The sequence below is a fragment of the Streptomyces sp. PL-29 genome (assembly GCF_058344425.1).
Genome location: NZ_CP136996.1, coordinates 214646 through 238936, shown reverse-complemented (window position 1 = coordinate 238936; position 24291 = coordinate 214646). Strand labels below are relative to the sequence as shown.

The 24291-nt window shown below is 73.7% G+C and carries 23 protein-coding genes and 1 pseudogene; 7 read left to right on the top strand and 17 right to left on the bottom strand.

The window, feature by feature from the left end; genetic code table 11:
* Positions 1-274 precede the first annotated feature (274 nt).
* A complete protein-coding gene (locus R4Z63_RS01145; RefSeq protein WP_384448933.1) occupies positions 275-601 on the bottom strand; it encodes a hypothetical protein in 327 nt (108 codons plus the stop codon).
* A 587-nt stretch (positions 602-1188) separates the two neighbouring features.
* Here R4Z63_RS01145 and R4Z63_RS01140 point away from each other — a divergent pair.
* Complete coding sequence (locus R4Z63_RS01140) at positions 1189-2793, top strand: ABC-F family ATP-binding cassette domain-containing protein (protein WP_384448936.1); 1605 nt, start codon at positions 1189-1191, stop codon at positions 2791-2793.
* Positions 2794-3026: 233 nt separating this feature from the next.
* Here the strand turns inward: R4Z63_RS01140 and R4Z63_RS01135 are convergent, their stop codons facing one another.
* The 4 genes from R4Z63_RS01135 to R4Z63_RS01120 all read right to left on the bottom strand — a co-directional run bounded on the left by R4Z63_RS01135 (position 3027) and on the right by R4Z63_RS01120 (position 8764).
* The gene (locus tag R4Z63_RS01135; RefSeq protein ID WP_384448939.1) at positions 3027-3572 is read right to left on the bottom strand and encodes a heme-binding beta-barrel domain-containing protein; all 546 of its coding nucleotides are present in this window, start codon (positions 3570-3572) and stop codon (positions 3027-3029) included.
* 157 nt (positions 3573-3729) lie between these two features.
* Positions 3730-5814 carry an elongation factor G gene (gene fusA / locus R4Z63_RS01130; protein WP_384448942.1) on the bottom strand — a complete coding sequence of 695 codons (2085 nt, stop codon included), beginning with the start codon at positions 5812-5814 and terminating at the stop codon, positions 3730-3732.
* Positions 5815-6606: 792 nt separating this feature from the next.
* The gene (locus R4Z63_RS01125) at positions 6607-7977 is read right to left on the bottom strand and encodes a sensor histidine kinase (protein ID WP_491522628.1); all 1371 of its coding nucleotides are present in this window, start codon (positions 7975-7977) and stop codon (positions 6607-6609) included.
* Between the two features lie 109 nt (positions 7978-8086).
* On the bottom strand, positions 8087-8764 hold the full coding sequence (locus tag R4Z63_RS01120) for a response regulator transcription factor (protein ID WP_037922375.1): 678 nt from the start codon (positions 8762-8764) through the stop codon (positions 8087-8089).
* A 135-nt stretch (positions 8765-8899) separates the two neighbouring features.
* Between R4Z63_RS01120 and R4Z63_RS01115 the strand changes: the two genes are divergently transcribed.
* On the top strand, positions 8900-9550 hold the full coding sequence (locus R4Z63_RS01115; protein ID WP_384448946.1) for a hypothetical protein: 651 nt from the start codon (positions 8900-8902) through the stop codon (positions 9548-9550).
* A 95-nt stretch (positions 9551-9645) separates the two neighbouring features.
* On the opposite strand, the gene R4Z63_RS01110 is transcribed toward R4Z63_RS01115, so the two are convergent.
* Positions 9646-11562: a glycoside hydrolase family 15 protein gene (locus R4Z63_RS01110; RefSeq protein WP_384448949.1), complete on the bottom strand. Its 1917-nt coding sequence runs from the start codon at positions 11560-11562 to the stop codon at positions 9646-9648.
* Positions 11563-12121: 559 nt separating this feature from the next.
* Here R4Z63_RS01110 and R4Z63_RS01105 point away from each other — a divergent pair.
* A complete protein-coding gene (locus R4Z63_RS01105; protein ID WP_236647655.1) occupies positions 12122-12700 on the top strand; it encodes an RNA polymerase sigma factor in 579 nt (192 codons plus the stop codon).
* 860 nt (positions 12701-13560) lie between these two features.
* Entirely contained in the window at positions 13561-14406 is an 846-nt protein-coding gene (locus tag R4Z63_RS01100) for an IclR family transcriptional regulator domain-containing protein (RefSeq protein WP_384449010.1), read from the top strand.
* Positions 14407-14533: 127 nt separating this feature from the next.
* Here R4Z63_RS01100 and nadE read toward each other — a convergent pair whose 3' ends face one another.
* Entirely contained in the window at positions 14534-15364 is an 831-nt protein-coding gene (gene nadE, locus R4Z63_RS01095; RefSeq protein WP_384448952.1) for an NAD(+) synthase, read from the bottom strand.
* Between the two features lie 171 nt (positions 15365-15535).
* Positions 15536-15775: pseudogene (locus R4Z63_RS01090) on the bottom strand (HAD family hydrolase); the annotation flags it as partial.
* A 271-nt stretch (positions 15776-16046) separates the two neighbouring features.
* On the opposite strand from R4Z63_RS01090, the gene R4Z63_RS01085 reads away from it, so the two are divergent.
* Positions 16047-16412, top strand: a complete 366-nt coding sequence (locus R4Z63_RS01085; RefSeq protein ID WP_037922384.1) for a PRC-barrel domain-containing protein — start codon at positions 16047-16049, stop codon at positions 16410-16412.
* Positions 16413-16602: 190 nt separating this feature from the next.
* The gene (locus R4Z63_RS01080; protein ID WP_384448955.1) at positions 16603-16962 is read left to right on the top strand and encodes a hypothetical protein; all 360 of its coding nucleotides are present in this window, start codon (positions 16603-16605) and stop codon (positions 16960-16962) included.
* Positions 16963-16994: 32 nt separating this feature from the next.
* On the opposite strand, the gene R4Z63_RS01075 is transcribed toward R4Z63_RS01080, so the two are convergent.
* The 8 genes from R4Z63_RS01075 to R4Z63_RS01040 all read right to left on the bottom strand — a co-directional run bounded on the left by R4Z63_RS01075 (position 16995) and on the right by R4Z63_RS01040 (position 23137).
* Positions 16995-17897, bottom strand: a complete 903-nt coding sequence (locus tag R4Z63_RS01075; protein ID WP_384448958.1) for a YihY/virulence factor BrkB family protein — start codon at positions 17895-17897, stop codon at positions 16995-16997.
* A gap of 203 nt (positions 17898-18100) precedes the next feature.
* Entirely contained in the window at positions 18101-18925 is an 825-nt protein-coding gene (locus R4Z63_RS01070; protein WP_037922386.1) for a DUF1206 domain-containing protein, read from the bottom strand.
* A gap of 5 nt (positions 18926-18930) precedes the next feature.
* Positions 18931-19380, bottom strand: a complete 450-nt coding sequence (locus R4Z63_RS01065; protein ID WP_037922388.1) for an SRPBCC family protein — start codon at positions 19378-19380, stop codon at positions 18931-18933.
* A 163-nt stretch (positions 19381-19543) separates the two neighbouring features.
* Positions 19544-20206: a DUF4230 domain-containing protein gene (locus R4Z63_RS01060; RefSeq protein WP_384448963.1), complete on the bottom strand. Its 663-nt coding sequence runs from the start codon at positions 20204-20206 to the stop codon at positions 19544-19546.
* A gap of 57 nt (positions 20207-20263) precedes the next feature.
* Entirely contained in the window at positions 20264-20695 is a 432-nt protein-coding gene (locus tag R4Z63_RS01055) for an ATP-binding protein (protein ID WP_384448966.1), read from the bottom strand.
* A gap of 181 nt (positions 20696-20876) precedes the next feature.
* Positions 20877-21836 carry an anti-sigma factor RsbA family regulatory protein gene (locus R4Z63_RS01050; RefSeq protein ID WP_384448969.1) on the bottom strand — a complete coding sequence of 320 codons (960 nt, stop codon included), beginning with the start codon at positions 21834-21836 and terminating at the stop codon, positions 20877-20879.
* Complete coding sequence (locus R4Z63_RS01045) at positions 21833-22183, bottom strand: hypothetical protein (RefSeq protein WP_384448972.1); 351 nt, start codon at positions 22181-22183, stop codon at positions 21833-21835. Before R4Z63_RS01045 ends, R4Z63_RS01050 begins: the two co-directional genes overlap by 4 nt.
* Before the next feature lie 9 nt (positions 22184-22192).
* Positions 22193-23137: a SigB/SigF/SigG family RNA polymerase sigma factor gene (locus R4Z63_RS01040; RefSeq protein WP_384448975.1), complete on the bottom strand. Its 945-nt coding sequence runs from the start codon at positions 23135-23137 to the stop codon at positions 22193-22195.
* Between the two features lie 258 nt (positions 23138-23395).
* Here R4Z63_RS01040 and R4Z63_RS01035 point away from each other — a divergent pair, with 258 nt between their 5' ends.
* Complete coding sequence (locus R4Z63_RS01035) at positions 23396-23740, top strand: STAS domain-containing protein (protein WP_037922399.1); 345 nt, start codon at positions 23396-23398, stop codon at positions 23738-23740.
* 30 nt (positions 23741-23770) lie between these two features.
* Here the strand turns inward: R4Z63_RS01035 and R4Z63_RS01030 are convergent, their stop codons facing one another.
* Positions 23771-24208 (bottom strand): ATP-binding protein, encoded by a 438-nt coding sequence (locus R4Z63_RS01030; RefSeq protein WP_037922400.1) that lies wholly within the window; start codon positions 24206-24208, stop codon positions 23771-23773.
* Positions 24209-24291: the final 83 nt, after the last annotated feature.

Below are 24291 nucleotides of genomic sequence, written 5' to 3'. Positions count from 1 at the left end.
CGTCCCCGAACGCGGTCCGGCCCGGGGTGCCCCCTTCCGAGGGTGGCCGCGCACTGACGGTGGCCGCAGGCGCCCAGGAGGGGCTTGCGCTGTGCGGGGTCCTGGGTCCTGGATCCGCACGAGCGCACGATCCTGGCCGGTGTCGCTCAACGGGGTTCCGAGCCTCACTCGCGTGACCGGCACCCCGCAACCGGTGAGGGGTGGGCCAAGTGGACGCGCCCGGCCGGTGGCCGGGCGCGTCGTTTCACGTGGTTGAGCGGGCCGATGGGCTGTCTCAGTTGCCGATGCCGGCGGTGCCGATGCCCGAGTTGCCGATGCCGTGGCTGCCGATGCCCGTGTTCGCGATGCCCGCGTTGCCCAGACCCCAGTTGGCGATGCCCGCGTTGCCCACGCCGTGGTTGAAGATGCCCGCGTTGCCCACGCCGTCGTTGAAGGCGCCCGCGTTGCCCACGCCGTCGTTGAAGACGCCGGCGTTGCCCACGCCATGGTTGCCGATGCCCGAGCTGCCCACCCCGTCGGCGCTGGCTGCGCCGACGCCGACGGCGGCCATCACTGCCGCGCCACCCAGCACGGTCGCCACGCGGAGAAGAGTCGCACGCATCTTGATGTACCTCCTGTTTAGCGGACCTTTCCGGTCATATCCCTAACATGTGGTCAGGCTGTACGGGGGGATGTCCGCATCTGGCGTGCCGTCCGGAGACGGGCACCGACGGCACGTGCTCTTCCCGGGCGGCCGCCCGGGAACCGCTCCTGTCCGGCCGGCTGCGGCTTGCCACCCGAGTCCATGGCACCCGCAGGGACCCCGGCATACGCCAAGATCACCCATTTGCCCCTTCCGTCCGGCAGGGACGCGCAAGAACACGGCCCACCGCGCGCTCCGGTCGGGGTTGCCGACGGTCGGCAAGGATCCCGTCAGGCCCACGCCTGCGACCGGTTCCGTAGAAGCCGACGCGCTACCGTTCCCGGTGCTCCTGCTCCGCCGGACGCTACCGGCAGGCGAGGACCGACGCCCGTCGATCCGGCCGAGCATCATCCTGACCTGCGGCGATCGCTGCCGTCGGAGAACGGAGAGGCGCCGGACCAGGGGCATCGGTTACCGTGGACGCATGTCTACGCCCCGAGTTTCCTAGCTGAGGACCCGCTTCCACATCAGAAGTGTGTCCTTTTGCTTTCTCGGAGCGTCATCCCATGATTACCTTTCGTGATGTCGAGCTGCGCGCGGGCGCCCGCCTGCTGCTCTCCGACATCTCCTTCACCGTTTCCCCCGGCGACCGCATCGGCCTGGTCGGCCGCAACGGAGCGGGCAAGACCACCCTCATGAACGTCCTTGCCGGGCGCACCCGGCCGGCTGCGGGCACCGTCACGCACACCGGTCCGGTGGGCTTCCTCGCCCAGGACTCCCGTGCCACGGACCAGCAGGTCACCGTCACCGACCGGATCCTGTCCGCCCGCGGCCTGGACCGGGCGCGGCGCCAGCTGCGAACGGCCGCGACGGCGATGGCCGACGCCGCCTCGCCCGACGTGCTCGACCGGGCGATGAACGCGTACGCCCGCGCCGACGCCGCCTTCCAGGCCGGCGGCGGATACGCCGCCGAGGCCGAGGCCGCCCGGGTGGCCGCCGGCCTGGGGCTGCCCGGCAGGGTCCTGCACGATCCGCTGGGCTCCCTGTCCGGAGGCCAGCGCCGCCGAGTGGACCTCGCGCGTATCCTCTTCGCCGGCCCGCGCGGAGTCCTGCTGCTGGACGAGCCGACCAACCACCTGGACGCCGACTCGGTCGGCTGGCTGCGCACCTTCCTCCAGGCCCATACCGGCGGCCTGGTCGTGATCAGTCACGACACCTCGCTGTTGGCCGCCGTGACCAATCGGGTCTTCCATCTGGACGCCACCCGCACCACGATCGACATCCACAACACCGGCTGGGACACCTACCTCGCCCAAAGGGAGGCGGACGAACGGCGTCGCGCCCGCGAACGGGCGAGTATCGAACGCAAGGCCGCCACCCTGCACGCGCAGGCCGACAGGATGAAGGCCCGCTCGGCAACCGCCGCCATGGCCAAGAGCATGGCCCGGCGCGCCGACCGGATGCTGACAGAGCTCGAACCGGCACGGCGTACGGAAAGGATCGCCAAGATCGCCCTGCCCGAGCCGGCGCCGTGCGGGCGGACGCCGCTGGGTGCGGTCAGCCTGACCAAGTCCTACGGCGACCACCAGGTACTCAAGGGCGTCGACCTTGCCGTGGACCGGGGCAGCCGCCTGGTGGTACTCGGCCTCAACGGCGCGGGCAAGACCACCCTGCTGCGTCTGCTGGCCGGCACGGAACGGCCGGATGCCGGCCGGGTGGTGCACGGTCACGGACTGCGCCTGGGCTACTTCGCGCAGGAGCACGACACCCTCGATTTGGATCTGACGGTCCGACAGAACCTGTCCGCAGCCGCCCCGCACCTGGGTGACGGCGCGGCGCGGCACGTGCTGGGCGCGTTCCTGTTCTCCGGGGATGATGCCGACAAGTCGGCCGGGGTGCTCTCCGGCGGCGAGAAGACCCGCCTGGCACTGGCCGGGCTGGTGCACTCCGGGGCCAACGTGCTGCTGCTGGACGAGCCGACCAACAACCTCGATCCCGCCTCCCGGGGCGAAGTCCTGGCCGCGGTCGGCGGGTACCCGGGCGCGATCGTGATGGTCACGCACGACGAGGGCGCCATCGACGCCCTGCGCCCCGACCGGGTCCTGCTGCTGCCGGACGCGGACGAGGACCTGTGGAGCGAGGACTACCGCGGCCTGGTCACGCTCGCCTGAGTCGGCGCCTCATCCTCACCCGGCCGGGCGGAGGCCACGGGTCCCCGCCCGGCCGAAGTCCGGGGCTGCTTTCACCCGAACGGAGCCGAAGTGCGATGGTTGCCGCGATAGCAGGGAGGTCGTCACCGCCGCCTGCGGAGGGAGGTACGGCTGTCGATGAACGGCGCCTGTGCGGCGTGAGTGCCCCGAATACCTTCCTGACAGGATTGATCATCATGTGGTTGACGTGGGACTCAGGGACGTCGGCGCAAATGTGTCGTCAGGTGGTGCTGGAGGGGTTGGCCCACCGCCGCCATGTCGTGGACGACGGTCATCTCCCCGTCCTGGACGGTGTACCGGCGGCGCGTGGCGGTGACCTCCTTGGCCAGCGGCGTCAGCGAGACGTCCTTGGTCTCGATCTCGAACCCGCCACCGGACACCCGCCCCACGTACGTCTCGACGACACCGGTGGGGTGGGCGAGTACGACCTCCAGGGAGGCGTCGGGAGCCACCCGCCACCACCCCGCCTCGCGCCCCGCCGGCCGCACCGGGGCCCCGGCCTCGTCGATCAGCCACGCCCGGGCCTCGTAGCACAGGAAGGGGCGGCCGTCGTGGCTGAAGGTCACCTCCTGCTCGTAGCGGAAGTCCTTCTCCAGCGTCGGGTACGCGCCGCGGCCGCGGCCGTGCCAGCGGCCCAGGAGCGGCAGCACGGGCGCCAGTAGTGGATGCGGCTGCGGCCCCTCGCCCGGGACGTGGCTGTCGGGGTACGGATTCTCCTGTACCGACTCGGACTTGTTCACCCGGCGTGTCTCCTGTCTGCTCGTGGCCCCGCCGGAACCGAACCGACCGACCGAATCCGCAGCATAAGCGGTGCACCCCCGCGCTCACGGGACGCGGCCCTCGCCCGCCCGCCCCGAAACCGGGGGCGGGCGGGCGAGGGCGGCAGCGGCCCGCGGGTCACCGGGCCGACAGGCCTCCGGCGACCGAGGCGGGTACGGGCGCCAGACCGGCCGGCCGGGTGGTGAAGACGCCCCGGCCCTGGGTCCGGCCGCGGAGCCGGGACGCGTACCCGAACAGCTCGGCCAGCGGCACCGTCGCCGTGATCACCGCGGTGCCGCCCGCGGACGCCTGTCCCGAGACTCGGCCGCGGCGGGCCGCGAGGTCGCCCAGAACGCCCCCGACGCCATCGTCGGGGACGGTCACCGTGACCTCCACGACCGGCTCCAACAGCTCCATCGTGCTGAGCCGCAGCGCTTCGCGCAGCCCGAACCGGCCCGCCGCCCGGAACGCCATCTCCGAGGAGTCCTTGGAATGTGTCGCCCCGTCGGTGAGGGTGACGCGCAGCCCCGTCACCGGGTGACCGCCCAGCGGGCCCCCGGCCAGGGCCTCGCGGCAGCCGGCCTCCACGGCGCGCGCGTACTCCTGCGGCACCCGGCCGCCGACGACCGTCGAGCGGAACGCGAAGACCGGCTCCTCCAGCGGCTCGACGTCCAGCACGACGTGCGCGAACTGGCCCGCGCCACCGTCCTGTTTGACGTGCCGGTGGACCAGGCCGGTCACCCCGCGCACGACGGTCTCCCGGTAGGAGACTTGCGGCCGGCCCACCACGACCTCCACCCCGTGGCCGCGGCGGATCTTCTCCGCGGCCACCTCCAGGTGCAGTTCGCCCAGCCCCGACAGCACGGTCTGCCCGGTCTCCGGGTCGGAGCGCACGACCAGCGAGGGATCCTCCTCCGCGAGCCGCGCAAGCGCCGTCGCCAGCCGACCGGTGTCGGCGTTGCAGCGCGCCTCCACGGCCACCGACACCACCGGCTCGGCCACCGTGGGCGGTTCGAGCAGCAGGGGCGCCCCCGGCGCGCACAGGGTGGTGCCCGCCCGGGCGGATTTGAGCCCGATCACGGCGACGATGTCGCCGGCCACCGCTTCCTCCCTGTCCTCGTGCCGGTCGGCCTGGACCCGCAGGATCCGGCCCACCCGCTCCGTACGGCCCGTGGCCGCGTCCAGTACCGTCGCGCCCTTGCGCAGCGTGCCCGCGTAGACCCGCAGGTAGGTGAGCCGCCCCGGCGCCACGGTCGTCACCTTGAAGGCGAGGGCCGCGAACGGCTCCGCCGGGTCGGGCGCGCGCTCCTGCTCCGCGCCGCCGGCCGTACCGCGTACCGGCGGCATGTCGGAGGGCGCCGGCAGGTACGCCACCACCGCGTCGAGCAGCGCTTCGATCCCGCGGTCGCGGTACGCCGAGCCGCACAGCACCACGACACCGTCCCCGCGCAGCGTCAGCTCCCGCAGGGCCCGGGCCAGGGTCGAGTCGCTCAGCGCCGATGCGGCGCAGAACTCCTCGAAGGCCCCGGTGTGGAGCTCCGCGACCGTCTCCTCCAGCAGCCTGCGCCGCTGCCCGGCCTCCTCCCGCAGGGCTTCGGGGACCGCCCCCGGCGCGATGCCGGCGGAGCCGGACTGCGGGCACAGCGCACGCATCGTCACCAGGTCGACGACGCCGGCGAAGGCGCCCTCGCGGCCGATGGGCAGCTGTACCACCAGGGGTACGACGCCCAGGCGGCGGCGGATCGACGCCACGGCGGTGTCGAGGTCGGCGCCCGCCCGGTCCAGCTTGTTGACGAACGCGATCCGCGGCACACCGTGCCGGTCCGCCTGCCGCCACACGGCTTCGCTCTGCGGTTCGACCCCGGCGACGGCGTCGAACACGGCGACGGCGCCGTCGAGGACCCGCAGCGAGCGTTCCACCTCGTCGGAGAAGTCGACGTGTCCGGGCGTGTCGATCAGATTGATGTGGTGCCCGGCCCAGGTACAGCTCACGGCGGCGGCGAAGATGGTGATGCCGCGGTCGCGTTCCTGCGGGTCGTAGTCGGTGACGGTCGTCCCGTGGTGTACCTCGCCCCGCTTGTGGACGGCGCCGGCCGCGAACAGGATCCGTTCGGTGAGCGTGGTCTTGCCGGCGTCGACGTGGGCGAGGATGCCCAGGTTGCGCAGGGTGCCGAGGGAAGAGGCAGGGGAAGTGGAGGTGCGGGTGCGTCCGTTGGCGCGCATGGCCCGGGGCCTTTCGAATGAAGTGAGGAGATGAAGAGGGCGGCGCGATGTCCCTGACGACGGCCCCGTCACCCCGACCGGCATCGGCCGTCGACGGCCGCCACCCGTGGCCGGAGCAGGGCCGGGCGGGCAGGGCGGTGGCGTACGGAAGGCGGGGAGCGGGACGGACCTAGAGGTGCGTCACGGGTGTACGGTGACGGCCGCGCAGCCGGCACCGGGCGCCACGAGACACCGGGATCACGTCGTACCGGGACGGGGGAGCGTAGGCGGCGCTGCGGTACGTGCACATGGCGCTGCTCCCCTTCTCTTCTCTTCGGACGCGGTACGAGGCGCGCAGTGCCTCTGCGGCAGCGCGTACGGCGAGCTTAGAGAGCGGGCCGGGGCGGACGCACCGCATTTTCCGGGAACGGAACACGCCGTGAGCTGCGGCCCGGTGGGGAGGGAGGCCACTGCTCCCGGTGCGGGTGGCGCCATGTGCCGGCACCCGGCCGCGGCGTCCGTAGGCCCCGCACGGGACGAGGGACTGCGCACCGGCAGGACCTTGCGTCCCCGCCCCACGGGCGCTCCTCGGGCGGCGGAACGAGGGTCGTCCGGTGAGGTCGGCCGTGTCGCCGGCGGCAGGCTGGGCACAAGCGCCGTATGACCCTGCTCCTGCTGTTCCTGCTGCCCCTCGGCCTGGCTCTCGTCCTGCTGACGACCGACCGGCCGCCCAAGCACGGCCGACACCGTCACCTCCGCTGACCCTGGTCTCGGATCCCGATCTCCGATCCCTGATGCCTGATGCCGCCCTGCTCAGGACCGGGACGTCAGCGGCAGCCTGAGCACCAGCCGGGCGCCGCTCGCGCAGTCCTCGGCCGTCAGCGTTCCGCCGTGGTGCGTACTCAGGTCACGCGCGATGGCGAGGCCGAGACCGGCTCCGCCGTGGTCGCGGCTGCGTGAGTCGTCGAGCCGTGTGAACCGTTCGAAGACCCGCTCCCGGTCGGCGCCGGGAATCCCCGGCCCGTCGTCGACGACCTCCAGCACGGCACGTCGCGGTACCGCCCCGCCACCGGTGGTGCGCAGCGTGACGCGCACCTCCTGTACGGCGTACCGCTGCGCGTTGTCGACCAGGTTGGTGACGACCCGGCCGAGCCACAGGGCCCCCGCGGTGACCTCGACATCCGCCGCGAGGTCCACGTGCAGCGGCACCCGGTCGCCGAGCCGGGCCTCCAGCACCTCGCGTACCAGGGCGCCCAGGTCCACCGGCACGGCCGCCACGGGCTGGGCCGCGTCGATCCGAGCGAGCAGCAGCAGATCCGCCGCGAGGCGCTGGAGCCGGTCGATGTCCTCCAGCGCGCCACCGATCAGCTCGGGCCACAGCTCGGGGTCCCGGACGGCCAGCGCGACCTCCAGCTGGGTGCGCAGGACGGTGATGGGGCTGCGCAGTTCGTGGGATGCGTCGGCGATGAACTGCCGCTGGCGGGTGCCGGACGCCTCCAGCCGGTCGAGGGTGGCGTTCATGGTCTCGGCCAGCCGGGCGACCTCGTCGCGGGTGGCCGGAACCGGCACCCGGCGGTGCAGGTCCCGGTCGGAGATCTCGGCCACCTCGGCGCGGATCGCTTCCACCGGCCGGAGCGCGTGCCCGGTGACCCGCCAGGTCACGAGGACGACGGTGGCCAGGAGCAGCGGCATACCGATCACGAGTGCGGCGGTGGTCGTGTCGTCGGCGGCGTCCGCGTCGCGCAGCGAGGCACCGGCGTAGACGGTGGCCGGGCCGTCCGGTGTCTGCGTGACGACCTGTACGACCCGCTGCCGGTGCTCGCCGTCGACCGGACGGACCCGCCAGGTGTGCATCCGGGTTCCCGGCGTACCGGGCGGCGCCGGCGGGAACGGGGGCACCCCGATCAGGTTCGGGCTGGAGTAGAGGACCCGCCCGTCCGCGCTCACCACCTGTACGAACTCCACCGCCCGGCCCGGCGGGCGGGCCCGGCCGAGCTTCCCCGCGGCGGCGAGTTGTGCCACGGTCTCGGCCTGCCGCCGCGCGTCGGTCTCCGCGTTGCGCAGCAGGTTGGCCTCCAACAGGCCGAGCAGGGCGAACGAGGCGAGCGCCAGGGCCGCGGCCACGACCAGGCCCGCGCCCATGGTGGCCCGGGCCCGGACCGTGGTGGGCCACAGCCGGCGCAGGACGGGCCACCGGCCGAGGACGGCACTCCGGAGCGAGTGCAGCCCGTCGCCCAAGCGCCCGCGCAGCCCGTCGCGCACCCGCCCGAGCAGGGCCGACGGTACGGAGGGCTCAGCCACCGTCGGCTGCCAGCCGGTATCCGGCGCCCCGGACGGTCTCCAGGGCCGCTCGGCCGAACGGCGCGTCGACCTTCCGGCGGACGGCGCTGACGTGGACCTCCACGACGTTGGGGTCGCCGTCGAAGGCGGCGTCCCACACCTGCTCCAGGATGTCCCGCTTGGAGACCACCTCGCCGGACCGGCGGCCCAGGTACTCGAGGATGGCGAACTCCCTGGCGGTCAGCCGGACCTCGGTACCGCCGCGGGAGCACGTGTGGCGGGCCGGGTCGATCACGAGGTCGCCGAATCGCATCACCTGCGGGCGCCGGCCACCCGTACGCCGGCCGAGCGCGCGCAGCCGGGCGACCAGCACGAGATAGGAGAACGGTTTGGACAGGAAGTCGTCGGCGCCCGTGTCCAGGGCTTCCGCTTCGTCGTACTCGCCGTCCTTGGCGGTGAGCATCAGGATCCCCGACTCGTTGCCGGCGGCGCGGAGCTTCGCGCAGATCCGATAGCCGTTCAGCCCGGGAAGCATGATGTCGAGCACGATCAGGTCGTAGTCGTGCTCGGTGGCCATCCACAGGCCCTGGGGCCCGTCGTGGGCCACGTCCACCGAGAACCCCTCCGACTGCAGACCCCGCTGCAGGGCCAGGGCGAGCCGCCGTTCGTCCTCCACCACCAGTACGCGCATGCCGAACAGGATCGCAGGCCCTTCCGACGTCCGGCTGAAGAGGTCTTCAGGTGGCTTCAGCTGGGCTTCAGCATCGCCTCAGCATGCTCTGGGGCGAGCCGGGCAGCGCGTCCGGCTGTCCGGAGGAGTAGCCGTATGTCTGAATCCGTTCCGCCGCCCGAGCAGCTGCCCGAGACCGCGCCCGATACCGGCGCCCGCAAGCGCGCGTCGCTGTCCCGTCTGGTGCCCCGCAGCAGCCGAACCCGTTGGGTGGCGGCCGGCGCGGTCGTGGTGGTCGTGGGCGGCGGGGTCGCGGCGGTGGCCCTGGCCGAGCACCACCACGAGCGGGCCCAGCGGGGCCCGCACGCGTTCCGCTTCGAGCCCGGCCACGGGAACGGGCCCCAGCGGGGGCCGCACGGCGGAGGACACGACGAGGACCGCGCGCGGAAGGCTCGCGGTGGTGAGGGCGACGCCGGGGCGCGCGAGCGGTTCGGCCACCCCGGCGTTCCCGGCCACCCCGGCGTCCCCGGTCTCCCCGGCGGCCCCGGTCGGACCGAGCGGAGCGAGGCCTCCGGCAAGGGCGGCCGGGCGCCGGCGCCACTGCCCTCGCTGTCCATCGGCGACGCGGCCGGGAAGGCCGCTGCGGCGGTGCAGGACGGGAAGGTGGAGAGCCTGCGCGTCATCGCCCAGGACGGCGGCGGCAGCGCCTGGCGTGCTGTCGTCCTCGGCCCCGACGGCGTCCGGCACGCGGTCACGGTGTCCGGCACGGACGGCACCATCACCGGCAATACCACCCTCGGCGGATAGTCGGACCGTGCGCGCCTGCCGGGCTCGGGGCCGCTCCACCCGGGTCCCGACGCCCGATCACGCGACCGGTCCCCGGCGCGCCGTCAACGACGTGTTCACCGGCCCGCGGTCGCCGGCGTCGGCGCGGGCGCCGGGGGAGTGGGCCGGGGCGATCCCTGCAGGGCCAGTACGGTGAGCACGACCAGCGCGTCCGTCCAGCCCAGCGGAGCGACGGCGGACGGCAGGCCGGCCGCGTTCACCGTTTCGGGGAGCTCGCCGAGTGCGTTGCGCTTCGACAGCACCCAGTCGAGCACCCGGCCCGCTCTCGCCTGCTCACCCGTGCCGGCCCAGGCCAGGGCGAAGAAGGCGGTGCTGGCCGTCCAGGCGTACGATCCCCAGCTGAAATCTGGGTCGTTGCCGGGCGAGACACCGCCGTTCGGCAACAGCAGCGCCCGGTAGGTCGAGTCCAGCGCCTCCCCGAGGCCGGGCGGGGCGGTGTTGAACGGGGGTGCCATGAACGCCATCGCGCTGTCCCTGCCGTGCTCGCCGTCGACGGTCCGCTGGTACCCCAGCGGAGCGAAGGAGACGGCGATGGCTGCGGACAGCCGCCGCGACGCGGCCGCCCAGCGCTCCGCATCCCCGGCCGCACCCAGCCGTGCCGCCAGGTCCGCCGAGGCGTTCAGCCCGGCCAGGAGGGGAGCTGCGGTGCCGATGTTGGCGGTCGTCGTGTCCAGCTCCCAGTAGTCCGGGGACGCCGGCGGCAACCCGTCCGGGCCGAGGGAGCGGGCGGCGAAGTCGGCTGCCGCCCGCACCATCGGGTAGAGCTCGCGCAGCCGTTCGTCCCGTCCGGCGGCCGGTGCCGCCTGGTACCACTGCCAGGTCGCCCACGGCACCCAGCCGTTCCCGTCCAGCTGCCACGTGCGCGCGTCCGGCGGCCCGCTGCCGTCCAGCTTCGTCCGGGCCTCCCAGGTGCCGTCGGTCCGCTGGGTGCGCGCGTCGTAGGCCAGGATCCGGTACGCCTCCTCGTCGTGCCCGGTCGCCGCGAACGCGGCCGCGGCGAACGCTCCGTCCCGGGGCCACGAGTACTCCCACGGTGGGGACCATGCCGCGGCGAAGGCGCCATTGGGCTTCAGCAGGGCCCGCATCGACAGCAGGGCGCGCCCTGCGGCGGCCCGCTGCCGCGCGGTGGCTCCTGGCACCCGGCCTCTGGCCAGCCATGCGCGGCTCTCCTCGACCTGTGCCAGCGCGCCCGGGTCGTCCGCCTCGACGACGGCCGACTCCGTGGCCCCGGCGGGCAGGTACCGCCAGCGGCCGGAGGGCAGTCGCAGCACGTTGCTCCCCGCGACGTAGGAGGCTCCGACGGCGAAGGACGGCGACACCGCCTCGGTCACCGCACCGTTGGCCAGCAGCCCCGATGTACGGGCCGCGAGAGCGGAGGAGGGTACGTAGCACGGCTCGGTCTCCCCGCACCGCTCGCCGCCGCTGGGGTTGACGCGGAAGGCCGGCCGGGCGGTGTCGTCGGCGTGCCAGCCGCCCCAGTACGCCCGGTCGTAGTTCCAGCTGCTGAGCGAACCGGGCACCGCCCGCCGCGTGCCGTACCAGGCGACCGGCCCGCTCTCCGAGGTCGTGGCCTGGACGAAGAGGTGGTAGGTGCGGCCCGCAGTGATCCCGGTGTCCCCGAGCGGGAATTCCACCCAGCCGGCTCCGGGGCCGCCGAGGGCGGCGAGGTCCACGGTGGCCGAGGCGATCGCCGACGCCGGGTCCGAGCGCACGCGCCGCACCTGGGCGGTCACCGTCCCCGTCGCGGCACCGCTCCCCAGCCAGACGCTCACCCGGGACAGCCGGGTGCCGTCGACCGTGAACTCCTGTGCGGCCGCGTTGTTCGTCGCCTTCACGCTGAAGAGCGCGCTCTCGTGGCGCACCTGCCCGTCGTACGGCACCGCGGCCGCGGCCGCCGCGTCGGGAGCCGCGGCCGGAACCCCGGTCAGCGACAGGCAGAGCAGGGCGGGCAGTACGGTCCTCGCGAACGCCATCCGGATACGGCCCTTCCTCCTCGACGGGACGCGCGTGCGGGGGTGCCCGGCGCCGCATTCCGGACCCACCATGCAGGCAGCCGGCCCCGGGGAGGGGCGCGTCCGTGCGTGTTCCACCGGATCGGGGCACGGAGCCATCCGATCGGGGGCGTGCGCGGGGGGCCGGGGGCGCGCGGAACGGCGAATGCGCTTCGTGGCGGGGATTTCCACGGACCGGCTTGCACGATCGGGCTCGTTTTCCGATGGGGTGGTGATCGGGAGCGCCTGGCGCTCCGCGGCCGCTGGGGCGGGGGCAGGCGGCCGGCCACCCACACTCCACCGGGAAGGTCCGCTCAGACGTGAATGCCGCCGAGACGCTCGCCCTCGTGCTGTTGGCCACCACCGTGGTCGGCGTTGTCACGATCGATGTGCTGCGGGCGCGCACGCGCCCGCCGGGGCCCGGAGCGGGGAGAGCAACCGGAGGGCCGTCCGCCGGCCGACCGCCGAACGCCCCCGCGGCCCGCCGCCGTCGAATCCCCGCCACTGCGACGGACGGCGGCGCACAGCTGTGGGGGAGCGCATGAACGCAGGAGAATTCGATCCGTCGGGATACCGTGCGGTCTCCAGCGAACTCGCCGGCGTGCTGCCGGTGGAGTTCACGGCCTTCCACTCCCAGCAGCACCGTGCCTATCTGCGCTACGCCCACCTGCAGCTGGGGAACCCCAAGGACGCCGAGGAAGTCGTCGACGACGTGTTCACCTTCCTGCTGAAGGTATGGCGCCAGGCACTGAAGGAGGCGAGCCTGCACGGCTTCGCCTGGGCGGTGCTGCGCGAGCACGTCGAGCGGCGGCTGGCCGTCCTGGGACGGCAGGTGGCGATGGTCGAGACGGCCTGGTTCGCCGCACTGCGCCGCTCCTCGCGGGAACGGCTGGAACTGCTGGAGTCGAAACTCGGACTGTACGCGGCGATCGCGGGCCTGTCCGAGCGGCAGTACGACGTGGTGCTGCTCGCCTTCCTGCTGGGCAACGACTGCGACACGGTCGCCCGGATGATGGGGATCGCCCCGGCCACGGTCCGATCGCACATCCGCGGCGCACGCCGAACCCTGTCCCGCAAACTCGGGGTGGACTGGATCCCCGGAGAGGAGAAGGACCAGTGAGCGACAGGCCACGCCACCGAGACAAGCCGCCGTGCGGACTGGACGCGTCCCTGGCGGACGCGACGGTACTCGCGGAGGAGTACGCCGGATACGACGAGGGCGCCGCGCGGCGCCGCATCGCCCGCCGGATCGCCGCGGACCGCGCCCGCGCGGCGGCCGGAACCACCACCCTGGCCGGACCGGCCGCCGCCGCGGGCGGACCGGCCCCCCAGGCCGACACCGACGAGCTGGTCCTCGACGCGGCCTGCCACGTGCGGGCGGCCCGCGGTCTGGACGACCTCGCCTGGTGCCTCGTGGAGAGCCGGGACTTCGCCCAGCTCGCCCTGGCGGTCGACTCCTGGCCCCACGGCGCGAACTCGGCACTCCTCTTTGGCTGCTTGCTGCACCTCGCGGACCGGACGGAGGGCGCGCAGTTCTGGTTCCAGTACGCGGCGGGGGCGGGCTCGCAGACCGCGGCCCGCTGTCTCTACCTGCACCACCTGGCGCGCGCCGAGGTCGCGACCGCCCGGTTCTGGAAGCGCCAGGCCCACATCCTGGCGCCCGACGAACGCCTGCCGCCGCTGCCGCAGATCCCCCACGCGCTCGAAGAGGCCCTCGGGGCCTCCGTCATCTGGACGTCCCCGCCCATCACCACCCAGGACCTCACGTCCCTGACCGGCGGACCGGGCGGGGCCTGCCGGCCGCCGCTGCGGCTCCCGGCGCGCCTGCGGCAGGCCCTGACGGCGCGCCCCCGCAGGGAGCACCCCGACCTGGGGGAGGTCTTCACCCCGGGGCCGCAGGTCGCCGTGGCCGTCGCGCAGAACGCCCGGCTCAACCCCTTGCACCTCACGGAGCAGGCGAACGGGTGGGAAATCGAGGCGCTGAAGCAGCCGCAGCCGACCCGTGCGGCCGCGCCGTCCGCCGGGGGACGGACGGCCCCGGCACCACTGGAATCCGTCCACCGGGCACTGCGCGTCCTGGAAGTCGTCAACCGGCACTCGGGCGGCGTGAACCTGACCCAGATCGCCCGCGAGACGAAGCTGCCGCAGCTGGTCCTCGCCCGGGCGGTGGAGCAGCTCGTCCGCGCCGACCTGGCCACGCCGATCGGACCGGACGCCTATGTCGCCGGCCACATCCTCCTGCTGAGCGAGACGGACGGCGCTGAGGGCCGCCGGCACCTGCGAGAGACCCTGGCCTGGGTGCGGGACGCGGTCGGCGCCGCCGTCTACGTCGCCCGCTACACCGACGGCGAGGTCGCCATCACCCAGTACGCGGACGGTCCGGCCGCGCCCGCGGTGGAGGAGTGGGTCGACTTCCGCGCCGCCGCCCATGCCTCCGCGGTGGGCAAGGCGCTGCTGGCCGAACTGGACCACGACGGCCGGCGGGACCACCTGTCCCGCCACCGGCTCACGCCCTTCACCACCCACACGCTCACCGGTGAGCGGGCACTCTTCCGGCAACTCGACGACCGCCCGCCCAACACGCCCCTCCTCGACCTCCAGGAGTACGCCGTCGGCACGGTGTGCGCGGCGGTGCCGATCACCGCCGGCCCGACCCCGGAATGCGTGGCGCTGTCCCTTCCCGTCCCCGATCCGGGCCGGCTGAAGCAGTCCGCCCGGATCCTGCAGAGCGAGGCGGCGGCGGTCCTGCTCGCGCTGATCGTCGCCGGCAGCCCCCGCCCTGCGGCACGCCGGCCGCAGGACCCCGTCCTCTCCACCTCCGTCTGACCTCGGCCCAGCCCCTGCACCTGCTGGGAGCGCAGGACCCGCCGCGCGGCGCGACGCGGCGGCTCCTGCGCGAGGTCGCGGTCTCCGAGAGGGTGCCGCCCCGGCGACGGCGCGGGACCGGAGGTGGTCAGGGGGCGATCGGCAGCTGCCGCTTGTGCTCGGTGGCCCGGTAACGGTTGACGATGATGTCCAGGGCGGCCGCGTCGACGGGCTTGCCCTCCAGGACGTCGTCGATGTCGTCGTAGGTGACGCCGAGCGCCTCCTCGTCGGCCAGACCCGGATTCAGCGTCTCCAGATCCGCGGTCGGCGTCTTCCAGACCAGCGAGGACGGCGCGCCCAGCGCCTCGGCCACCGCCCGGACCCGGCGCTTGGTCAGACCTGTGAGCGGAACCACATCGGCCGCACCGTCGCCGAACTTCGTGAAGAAGCCCGAGACCGCCTCGGCGGCGTGGTCGGTGCCCACCACCAGGCCCGCGTGCGCGCCCGCGACCGCGTACTGGGCGATCATGCGCTGGCGGGCCTTGATGTTGCCGTGCACGAAGTCCTGGTGGTGCGCGTCGCGGAAGACCGTGCCACCGGCCAGTACCGCCTCCAGCGCCGCGTCGCTGGAGGGCTTCACGTCGACGGTCAGGACCCGGTCGGACCGGATGAACTCCAGGGCCAGCTGCGCGTCGGACTCGTCCGCCTGCACGCCGTACGGCAGACGCATCGCGAAGAACGTCGCCTCCCGCCCGGTGGCGCGGACCCGCTCGACCGCGAGCTGGCACAGCCTGCCCGTGGTCGTGGAGTCCACACCGCCGCTGATGCCCAGCACCAGCGAGCGCAGGCCCGTGGAGACCAGCCGGTCGGCGAGGAACGCCACGCGGCGCTCGATCTCCTGCCGGGCGTCGAAGGACGCGCTCACCCGGAGGTCCCGGGCGATCTCCTGCTGCAGCGATATGGACGCCTGGTCGGTCACGATTGCTCCTCGGTCGGGCCCGCGGACAGTTCGGTTCGCGCCGCGGTGCGGGTCGCGGGCGCGAAGGGGGCCGGAAGAACTCTAGAGGAGGGACCGCGGAGCCCCCGCTCACGGGCGTGGCAACCGAGGCCACGGAGCGGGCGGGGCAGTCGGACGGTGCCCGCCTCCCGGTCATCCCGCCGCGATGAGACCGGGCAGGTCGCGCATGTCGTGGAACACGGTCGTCCCCGGGCCTTCGAGCGCTCCGGCCGGGGTCATCCCGCCCGCGTAGCCCAGGGACCGCATCCCGGCGGCGCGGGCCGCCTCCACACCCGGCCGGCTGTCCTCGACCACCAGGCAGGCCGCCGGTTCGACGCCCATGCGCTGCGCCGCGTACAGGAACAGGTCCGGGGCCGGCTTGCCGCGGGCGACCCCCCCGAGGGCGACCTGGACGCGCGTCGCGATGCGCTCGGTGTCCACGAGCACGCCGTCGCAGTCGAATATGACGAGTTCAATCGGCTTGGTCATGCCCGCAGCATAGGGTCCGGCGAGCGGCGGACGTCGGCCGCGTGCATGAGGTGCCGGGGGCGGGGCAGGCGGAGTGCACGGGGAGAACGCACACCCCGCGCACGACGTACGAAGAAGGACGGACGGCAGGGGAGCGCCCCCGCCGTCCCCCGTCCAACGGAGGAGTTGTTTCCGCGTGACTGAACATGTGTGGAGTTACAAGTCGACCTCGGGCCACCTGGCCGGCACCGATCTGACCGGCTACAAGGTCGAGGCGACCGACGGCGGCATCGGCAAGGTGGACAAGCACTCCGACGAGGTCGGTGACGCCTACCTGGTCGTGGACACCGGTGTCTGGATCTTCGGCAAGGAGGTCCTGCTGCCCGCGAGCACCGTCGTCAGCATCGACCCCGACGAGCGGACGATCTACGTCGACCGCACCAGGGGCCAGATCAAGGACGCACCCGAGTTCCACCGGGACAAGCACCTCGGCGACCGGGACTACCAGCAAGAGCTGGGCTCCTACTACGCCGCCACCCGTTTCGGCCTCCCGCCGCTCTGACCGGCGCGAGTCCCGCCGCTTCGCGACCGTGGGCCCGAACTCGCCGAGTTCGGGCCCACGGTCGTGCCGCGTCCCGGCAGAGCGCAGGCTCCGTCAGTTCACATGCCGTACAGGCGCGTTGTCGCGCAGCTGCCGGGCAGCAGCACAACAGAGCTTTGCGCGAGAGCAATTCCGAGGAGAGGGCAGTTCCATGACGCTGGTACCGCACGCGAACGACACGTCCGTCCCGACCCCGGTGGAGCTCCGCCGGCACGTCGCACGCGCGACCGGCCGACTGCGGGACACCGCCGTGCACGTCGGGCGACTCGTCGAGGACAGGACGCCCGGTCCCGTGCTCGCCGCCGCGTGGCGGACGGCGACCCGCGTCCGGGACACGGCTGCCCGCTCCGGGCGGCTCACCGGGCACCCGCGGCGCGGCCCCGTGCGGGCGAAGGCCGGCCGGGCCGCGAGCCTGGCCCGGTCCCACCGCACCGCGCTGGCCACGGCCGCCGGCGTCCTGACCGTCGCCGTACTCGCGCGACGCTCCCGGCGGGCCCGGCGGGAGCAGTAGGGCGGCCGGAACGCCTACGGCCGGTCCGGCGGTCAGGCCGTGGGCCCGGCCGCCGGCTCCCGCGCCCGTTCGGCGTTGAACTGGGCGCCGGTGAGCAGGGCCAGGTTGGCGAACCAGAGCCAGATCACGAACACGACGATCCCGGCCAGCGACCCGTACAGGCGGCCGTAGGTGTCCAGTTGCGCGTAGAGCGTGAAGAGCCCCGAGGCGGCCAGCCAGAGCAGGGCCGCCAGCACACCGCCCGGCAGGCCCCGCCGGGTGCCCCGCATCTGGGCCGGTCCGGTCCGGAAGAGCACCAGCACCAGGAGCGTCACGACCACCAGCAGCACGGGCCAGCGCAGCAGCGGGACGAGGTCCGGGCCGGCTCCGCCGACGGCCCGTGCGGCCCAGCGGGCCGGCGGCCCGGACACGACCAGGCCCACCGCCCCCACGACGAGCAGCACCAGCAGCAGCCCGGCGTGGACGACGAGAATGTGTGCGGCACGCAGCGGACGCCGCATGTCCGGCACCCGGTGCATGGTGTGCAGGGCGCGGCGGAACACCGCCAGGTAACTGCACGCCGACCACAGCGCGCTCACCACCCCGCCGAGCAGCAGGGCCCACATCGAATGCCCCTCGGGGAGGCCGCCCAGCGCTTCGCGGAGCACCTGCGCCGACTGCGGTGGCGCGTACGCGGTCAGGTCGGTGATCAGCCGGTCGCGCCGCGCCCCGCCCAGCAGTCCGACGACGGACGCGGCGATGACGAGCGCGGGCAGCAGCGCGAGCAGGGCGTAGTAGGTGAGGGCGGCCGCGTGGTCGGCCAGGTTGTCCGTCCAGACGCGGACGGCCGTACGCCGCAACTGGGCGCGGGTGCGTGCCGCGAGGGCGGTGGCGGTGCCGGTGGCGGGAGGGCCGGAACGGCGTGACGCGGTTCCGGTGCTGGGGATGTCGCTCACTCCGTACGCGTGCCCGCCCGCACCGCCTCCATGCGCCCGCGGGGCGCATCCGCCGGACGGGGCCCGGCCGGGACCGCTGCGGGGGAGTGCGGGGGCGTACGGACGGCGGGGCCGGGTTTCCGGCGGATCCGGCCCCGGTCGGGCGGCCCTGAACACGGGGGCCGTCCCGCCTCGCCCGGCTCCGCGGCGCCGGGTGGAAGGGTTCACACCTCGCGCCACCGGGCCATCGCCCAGGAGAACGCCCCGAACAGCATCAGCCCGACGGCCACCACGACCAGCAGCCACGGTCCCACCGGAGTCCCGGCGAACGACCTCATGGTGTCGTCCGTTCCCTTCGCCTGTCCCGGGTCGTAGCGCAGGGCCGCGTACACGACGAAGCCGCCGGCCGCCGTGAACACGGCCCCGCGGGCCAGCCCGCCGGTCACCCCGAGGAAGCCGACCGCCTTGCGCGACCCCTCCCACGACCCCTCCATGGCGAGGTGCCTGCGGAAGCGGCGCCGCGCCGCCTGTACCGCGATGACCACGCCGGCGCCGGCGACGGCGAGTCCCGCGGCACCCACCAGCCACTGGCCGAGGGGCAGACCCAGCGCCTTCGCGGTGATGTCACGGGACTGCTCATCACCGGAACGCCCGCCGCCGCCCGCGGCGAACACGAGGACGGAGAAGGCCGTCACCGCGTAGAACACGCACCGGCCCGCCGAAGCGAGCCGTTTCGTCGGCTTGTCGCCGTCCGGACCGGACGCGCCGAACACGGCCTCCGACAGCCGCCACAGCATCATGCAGACGAGACCGATGCCGACGGCCCAGATCAGGACGGAGCCGAAGGGCTTGTCCGCGAGTTCCTGGAGGGCGCCATGCCGGTCGGCCTCCCGGCCGCCGTCCCCGCCGAAGGCGATGCGGACGGCCAGGATCCCGATCAGTACGTACAGCACTCCGCGCGTCACCAGGCCGCAGCGTGCCGCGACCTCCCGGAGGGTGCCGCCGCGCGACGCGGACCGGGCACCTCTGCTCGCCGCCTGGCTGGTCATGGTGATCAGACCTCGCCGCGCCAGGCGCCCGTCTCGATCCCGCGGGACTCGATGAACAGCTTGAAACGCTTCAGATCCCCGGTGACCTGACGCTTGACGAAGCCGAGCTTGTCGGCCGCGGCCTCGGCCACGCCGTCGGGCACCCAGTTCATGTGCAGCACGACCTTGGTGGTGGTCGCGTCGACCGGCTGGAAGGTGACGAGCCCGGCCTGGCGGGGCTCACCATCGACCGTCATCCACGCCACGCGCCGGTCTGGGAGCTGCTCGGTGATCTGCGCGTCGAACTCGCGCCGGACGCCACCCACGTTCGTCACCCAGTGGGTGAGCGTGTCACTGCGCTGGTCGACGCGCTCGACCCCCTCCATGAAGGCGGGAAAGTCCTCGAACTGCGTCCACTGGTTGTAGGCCGTGCGTACCGGCACGTTGACCTCGACATACTCCTCGACGTGCGACATGCGCATCCTTTCCGCGTCGTCGGCCGTCCCGCGCCCCCGAGGCGCGGGGGCCCGTCCGGACGTCTCGAAGGCGCGGCTACCCGGCCCCGGACCGGCCATGCGCCGGTACGGCGCGGGCACGGCCGAGGGTGCGGGCTCGCGCGGGCGCGCGACCCGGAGCCGGTCAGCCGTAGGCGATCACCACGTCGCGGAAGCCGAGGGAACCGAGCAGCCCCTCCAGCATCGACGTCGTGTTCTTCTCGGTCCGCTCGGCCAGGCCCGCCGTGCGGGCCGCCTCGTCGATGTGCTGTGCGGCGAGCTTCTGCACGGCCTGCTCACCGGCCGGGTTGTCGGAGAACAGGTCGCCGATCCGGTCCAGCAGGCCCCGCTGCTTCGACACCGCGTACGAGCGGTTCGGGTCGAGGGTCGCAGGGCCGAGTACGGCGTGCGGCAGCCGGATCGTGGCCGCGGTGCGGTCCTCGTTCACGGTGACGCTGCGCTCGTCCAGCCCGCCCATGTCGACGTAGCCGCTGACCGTGCCCGCGCCCACGTACAGGGTGCGGGTCCCGCGGATCGCGTCCGGCAGGAAGGGCGCGTCCTCCTCTAGGTCCACGACCACCTGGAAGTTGCCGACGGCGCCCTCGTAACGGTCCATGTCCTGGACCGATTTGAGCAGTGCCGGACCCGACCGGTCCCGGGTGTCGTGGCCGAAGAGGCCGCCGAACGCCGGAACCAGGCTGAAGCGCTCCACGAGCACGATCAGCATCACGACCACCGCCACGCCGACGACGATCCGCCCCCACACCGGGTGCCGCGTGCCGCCCGGCCGATCCGAAGAGGTTTCCATGTCCCGCGGATACCCCGCGGGCACGACTCCACTACGCGGGGACGCCGTCCACCCGCCCTAGTGGCCGGTGGGCCTGCCGGACACCAGCCGGGCGGCGTCGATCTCGGCCCAGACGGCCTTGCCGCCGGGGTGCGCGTCCGCACCCCATCGATCGGACAGCCGCTCCACTATGTGGAGGCCGTGACCGCCCGGTACGCCGCGCCGGGTCGAGGGATCGGGGTGGGGGAGCGTCGTCGAGCCGTCGCACACCTCGATGCGCAGCACCTTCCCGGCCGTGAGGACGAGCTCGTGACAGCCGTCGGCGTGCAGTGACGCGTTCGTCAGCAGCTCGGACACGAGAAGCAGGGTGTCCTCGGCGGTCTCGGTCCCGTACCAGCCCCAGTCGCGCAGGGCCTGTCGCGTGAAGTCACGCCCCTTGGCGACGGAGCCGCGGACGCCCGCCAGGGCGAGCCGGCGGCGCTGCCCCGCGGCGGGTAGGCCGACACTCACAGGATCACCCGTTTCCGGTCCGACGGTCTCCACCGAGCTCTCTCACCCCCGCGTTGACACTGGTCTCTGTCCCAGGCGTATGCCCGGCGCGGGCACGATCGATGTACGGTACCGGCCACGCGTCGCAGACGGCCTCCCGCTCCGCCCGGGCAGGCGCACGACATTGTAGGCGACCGCCGTCTCAGGGCGTGGCCAGGTGCAACCGCAGCGTGAAGCCGGACTCCGTCGCACGGACCTCGACCAGGTCGCAGAGCTGGTGGATCATCCACAGACCGCGGCCGCCGCGGGCCGAGGCCAGCGAGGGGCGGCGTCGTCCGGCCAGGGGGTCCGCCAGGTGTCCGTCGTCGCGGATCTCGGCGACGACCCCCGCCGCGGGCCCCGAGACGCTCCACAGGCGCAGCGTGCCCGTCCCGCCGCCGTGGCAGAGGGAATTCGCCGCGCCCTCACTGATCGCCATGACCAGGTCACCGCGGCGTGTCGCGGTCAGCGCGGTGCCTCGCGCCCACCTTTCGGCGTACGCGCGCACCGAGGCCAGCCCGCCGCGGGCGTAGGCGAGGAGGGCCACCGGGCCGTCGGGCTCGGGCAGCGGGCGGTCCAGGTCCGCCGTGACCCGGGCGGCGTCGGTGTAGGCCTCGCTCGGCAGCTCCCGGCCCTGCTCGATGAGCGTGGGGTGGGTGCGCCGGGCGCCGTCCACCACGGCGGGCTCCAGCCCGGCCACGTCGTACGGGCACAGGACCGTGGCGGGCCGGTCGGCGAAGGCTGTGTTGATGAGGGCCTCGTGCCGGGTGGCCTCCAGCACCTCGGCGGGGGAGCGGCCGGGCCAGACGGGTTCGCCGACGATCCGTGCCGCCCGCCCCGGGTCCCGGTCGGCGAACTCCTGGAGGGCGGCCAGGACGCGGCCCGGATTGCGGCCCAGCTCCGCCATGTCGGTCCAGGTGATGCCGGTGCTCCCGTCCGGGCCGAGGCTGTCGCGCAGGGCGTCCAGGCGACGTCCCGGAACGGCGACGAGCACCGGCTCGTCGGAGGCGAGGGCGGCGCGCACGAATCCGCTCACCCCCGTCACGTACTCGGTGAGGTTCCGGTAGAAGAGGGCGGGGTGGAGGAAGGGTCCGGGCCCGCCGGGCGCAGGAGCGGGGATCATGCTGCGGCCTCCGGCGCGGCGTACTCGTCCGGGAGCATCTCCACCACTTCGTGGTGCGGGTGCGGGTGCGGGTGCGGCAGGTCGTCGGGCAGCGGGCGCCGCTCCTGCCGGCCTGGGTCCACCGAGGCCCGTACACCTGCGGTGACCTCGGCGGGGGCGGGGAGGACCGCGGCGGACGGACCGAGGTGCACGAGGGGCCCGGGTGTCCCGGTCGCGACGCCGAGGACCCCGGGGACGGCTTGCCGGGCGCCGAGGCCGCAGGTGCCGCTCGGGCGCGCGTCGCGCCGGCCCCGCGTCGGCGGGGCGGTCGGCGGCGCGGTCGCGCCCGGGTCCGGGTCCGGCGTCATGGTGCGGGCCTAGGCCGTGAGCATGCCGGCGCGCAGCCGGGTCAGGGTCCGGGACAGCAGGCGGGAGACCTGCATCTGGGAGATGCCCAGTTCGGCGCCGATCTCGGCCTGGGTCTTGTCCTGGCCGAAGCGCATCTGCAGGATCCGGCGGTCGCGTTCGTCGAGCTGGTCCAGCAGGGGCGCAAGGGTGTGGAAGTCCTCGAAGAGCTCCATGGCGGGGTCGACCTCGCCGAGGCGCTCCGCCAGGGGCCGGGTCGTCCGGTTCGCGGTGGAGGGTGCGTCGTCGTCCGCGCCGGCGGCGTCGAGGGAGCCGCTCGTGTAGCCGTTGGCGGCCACCAGCCCGTCGATGACCTCCTCCTCGGACAGCTCCAGGTGCTGGGCGACCTCCTTGACCGTCGGCGCCCGGCCCAGGACGTCGGTCAGGGCCTCCTGTGCCTTGGCCAGTTCCGTGCGGAGCTCCTGCAGCCGTCGGGGGACGTGCACGGCCCAGGTCGTGTCGCGGAAGTACCGCTTGATCTCGCCGGTGATGTACGGCAGGGCGAGCGTGGAGAACTCGACCTCCCGGTCGAGGTCGTAGCGGTCGATGGCCTTGATGAGGCCGATGGTCCCCACCTGGATGATGTCGTCCATGTCGAGGCCGCCGCCGAGCACGCGGGCACGGAAGCGCCGTGCGGCGAACTGCACGAGCGAGAGGTTCATCTCGATCAGGGTGTTGCGGGTGTACTGGTACTCGCGCGTGCCCTCCTCGAGGGACTGCAGCCGACGGAAGAAGTGCCGCGACAGCTCACGTGCGTCGCTGGGCGTCACCTCACGGGCGTTGTCCACCCGGGTCGGCGTTCCGCGCCGTGTCAGGTCCTCGTCCCGCGCCGGTGTTCCCGGGTCCTCCCGGTCACGTACGGGGACGCGCGTGTCGGTTGCGCTAATGGGGCCTACAACGGTGGCCGAGCGAGACATGGTGGGCCGCTCCCTCCCGATTGACTGCGGCTGCCGTCGCGCTTCTGCCCCGGCATCGCGTGTTCACACACTCCGGTTCCAGAGGCTCTCCCGCGCGTCGCCGGCCTGCGGCCGCCGAGGTCCCGGCCGACCCGGGGGAGCGGTGCCGCCCTGGTGAGCAGGCATACTCCCTTGACGAGGACGTACCGAAGCAACACACGTACAGAAGCACACGTACAGAAGCTACAGACGTGCAGGCGGCGATCCGTGGAGGCGGACATGAGCGGATTCGGGGACGCGTACCAGCCAGGTGCGGTGGGGGAGGGCTATCCGGCGGGAGGCGGCTGGGTGGTGGCGGCCCACGGGGAGCTGGACCAGGACACGCTGAACCCGTTGGAAGGGGCCCTCACCGCGGCGGCCGGCCGCCACTCGCTGGTGGTTCTGGACGCCGGCTCCATCACTTTCGGAGACTCCTCCTTCTTGAACCTGCTCCTGCGCCTGCACCACCTCACCGGGCTGCGCATCGCCGCCCCCGGCGAGCAGTTGCGCCGGCTCTTCGCCGTGACCGGGGCCGACACGGTCCTCTCCCTGCACGCGAGCGTCGAGGACGCCCTGGCCGCGTGAGCCCGCGCCGCTGAGCTCCCGGCGTCCGGTTCAGCCGGCGCACGGCTCGGCCCGGTGCGGGTCCGGGCCGCCCGCGGGGCGGAAGCAGGCTGTGATCGCCTTGCCGCCGTGGCACGAGTGGACGTCCAGCGCGTCGGCGAGCGCGGTGACGATGCCCAGCCCGCGACCGGAGGTCGCCGTCGCGTCGGGCCCGGTGCGATCGGCGCGGGGCAGCCGCGGATCGGCGTCGGCGACGCTGACGTGGAGGCAGATGCCGTCCCAGGTCAGTACCAGGTGCGCGGTGCCGGCGGCGTGCAGGTGGGCGTTGGTGACCAGTTCGCTGACGCAGAGCAGTACGGAGTGCACGGTGTCGGCCGCCGCGGCGTTCCACGGCAGGGACGCCAGGTGCGCCGCCGTCCACTGCCGCGCCGCCCGGACGCCGTGCGACATCGGGAACGAACGTGCCCAGCCGACCGCCTTGACCGCCAATGTCCTCACTCCCTTCCGTCGTGGTGCCCCCTCCGTCACCGGTTCGTCTACCCGGAGCCCGCGGCGACATCCGGGGACTTCGG

Excerpts from the sequence above, each read along its gene's own strand:
- R4Z63_RS01105 (WP_236647655.1), top strand. The coding sequence starts at position 12,122 with ATGAACGCAGGAGAATTCGATCCGTCGGGATACCGTGCGGTCTCCAGC.
- R4Z63_RS01060 (WP_384448963.1), bottom strand. The coding sequence starts at position 20,206 with ATGGAAACCTCTTCGGATCGGCCGGGCGGCACGCGGCACCCGGTGTGG.
- R4Z63_RS01120 (WP_037922375.1), bottom strand. The coding sequence starts at position 8,764 with ATGCGCGTACTGGTGGTGGAGGACGAACGGCGGCTCGCCCTGGCCCTG.
- R4Z63_RS01140 (WP_384448936.1), top strand. The coding sequence starts at position 1,189 with ATGATTACCTTTCGTGATGTCGAGCTGCGCGCGGGCGCCCGCCTGCTG.
- R4Z63_RS01115 (WP_384448946.1), top strand. The coding sequence starts at position 8,900 with ATGTCTGAATCCGTTCCGCCGCCCGAGCAGCTGCCCGAGACCGCGCCC.
- R4Z63_RS01035 (WP_037922399.1), top strand. The coding sequence starts at position 23,396 with ATGAGCGGATTCGGGGACGCGTACCAGCCAGGTGCGGTGGGGGAGGGC.
- R4Z63_RS01080 (WP_384448955.1), top strand. The coding sequence starts at position 16,603 with ATGACGCTGGTACCGCACGCGAACGACACGTCCGTCCCGACCCCGGTG.
- R4Z63_RS01045 (WP_384448972.1), bottom strand. The coding sequence starts at position 22,183 with ATGACGCCGGACCCGGACCCGGGCGCGACCGCGCCGCCGACCGCCCCG.
- fusA (WP_384448942.1), bottom strand. The coding sequence starts at position 5,814 with ATGCGCGCCAACGGACGCACCCGCACCTCCACTTCCCCTGCCTCTTCC.
- R4Z63_RS01070 (WP_037922386.1), bottom strand. The coding sequence starts at position 18,925 with ATGACCAGCCAGGCGGCGAGCAGAGGTGCCCGGTCCGCGTCGCGCGGC.
- R4Z63_RS01145 (WP_384448933.1), bottom strand. The coding sequence starts at position 601 with ATGCGTGCGACTCTTCTCCGCGTGGCGACCGTGCTGGGTGGCGCGGCA.
- R4Z63_RS01050 (WP_384448969.1), bottom strand. The coding sequence starts at position 21,836 with ATGATCCCCGCTCCTGCGCCCGGCGGGCCCGGACCCTTCCTCCACCCC.
- R4Z63_RS01065 (WP_037922388.1), bottom strand. The coding sequence starts at position 19,380 with ATGTCGCACGTCGAGGAGTATGTCGAGGTCAACGTGCCGGTACGCACG.
- R4Z63_RS01110 (WP_384448949.1), bottom strand. The coding sequence starts at position 11,562 with ATGGCGTTCGCGAGGACCGTACTGCCCGCCCTGCTCTGCCTGTCGCTG.
- R4Z63_RS01040 (WP_384448975.1), bottom strand. The coding sequence starts at position 23,137 with ATGTCTCGCTCGGCCACCGTTGTAGGCCCCATTAGCGCAACCGACACG.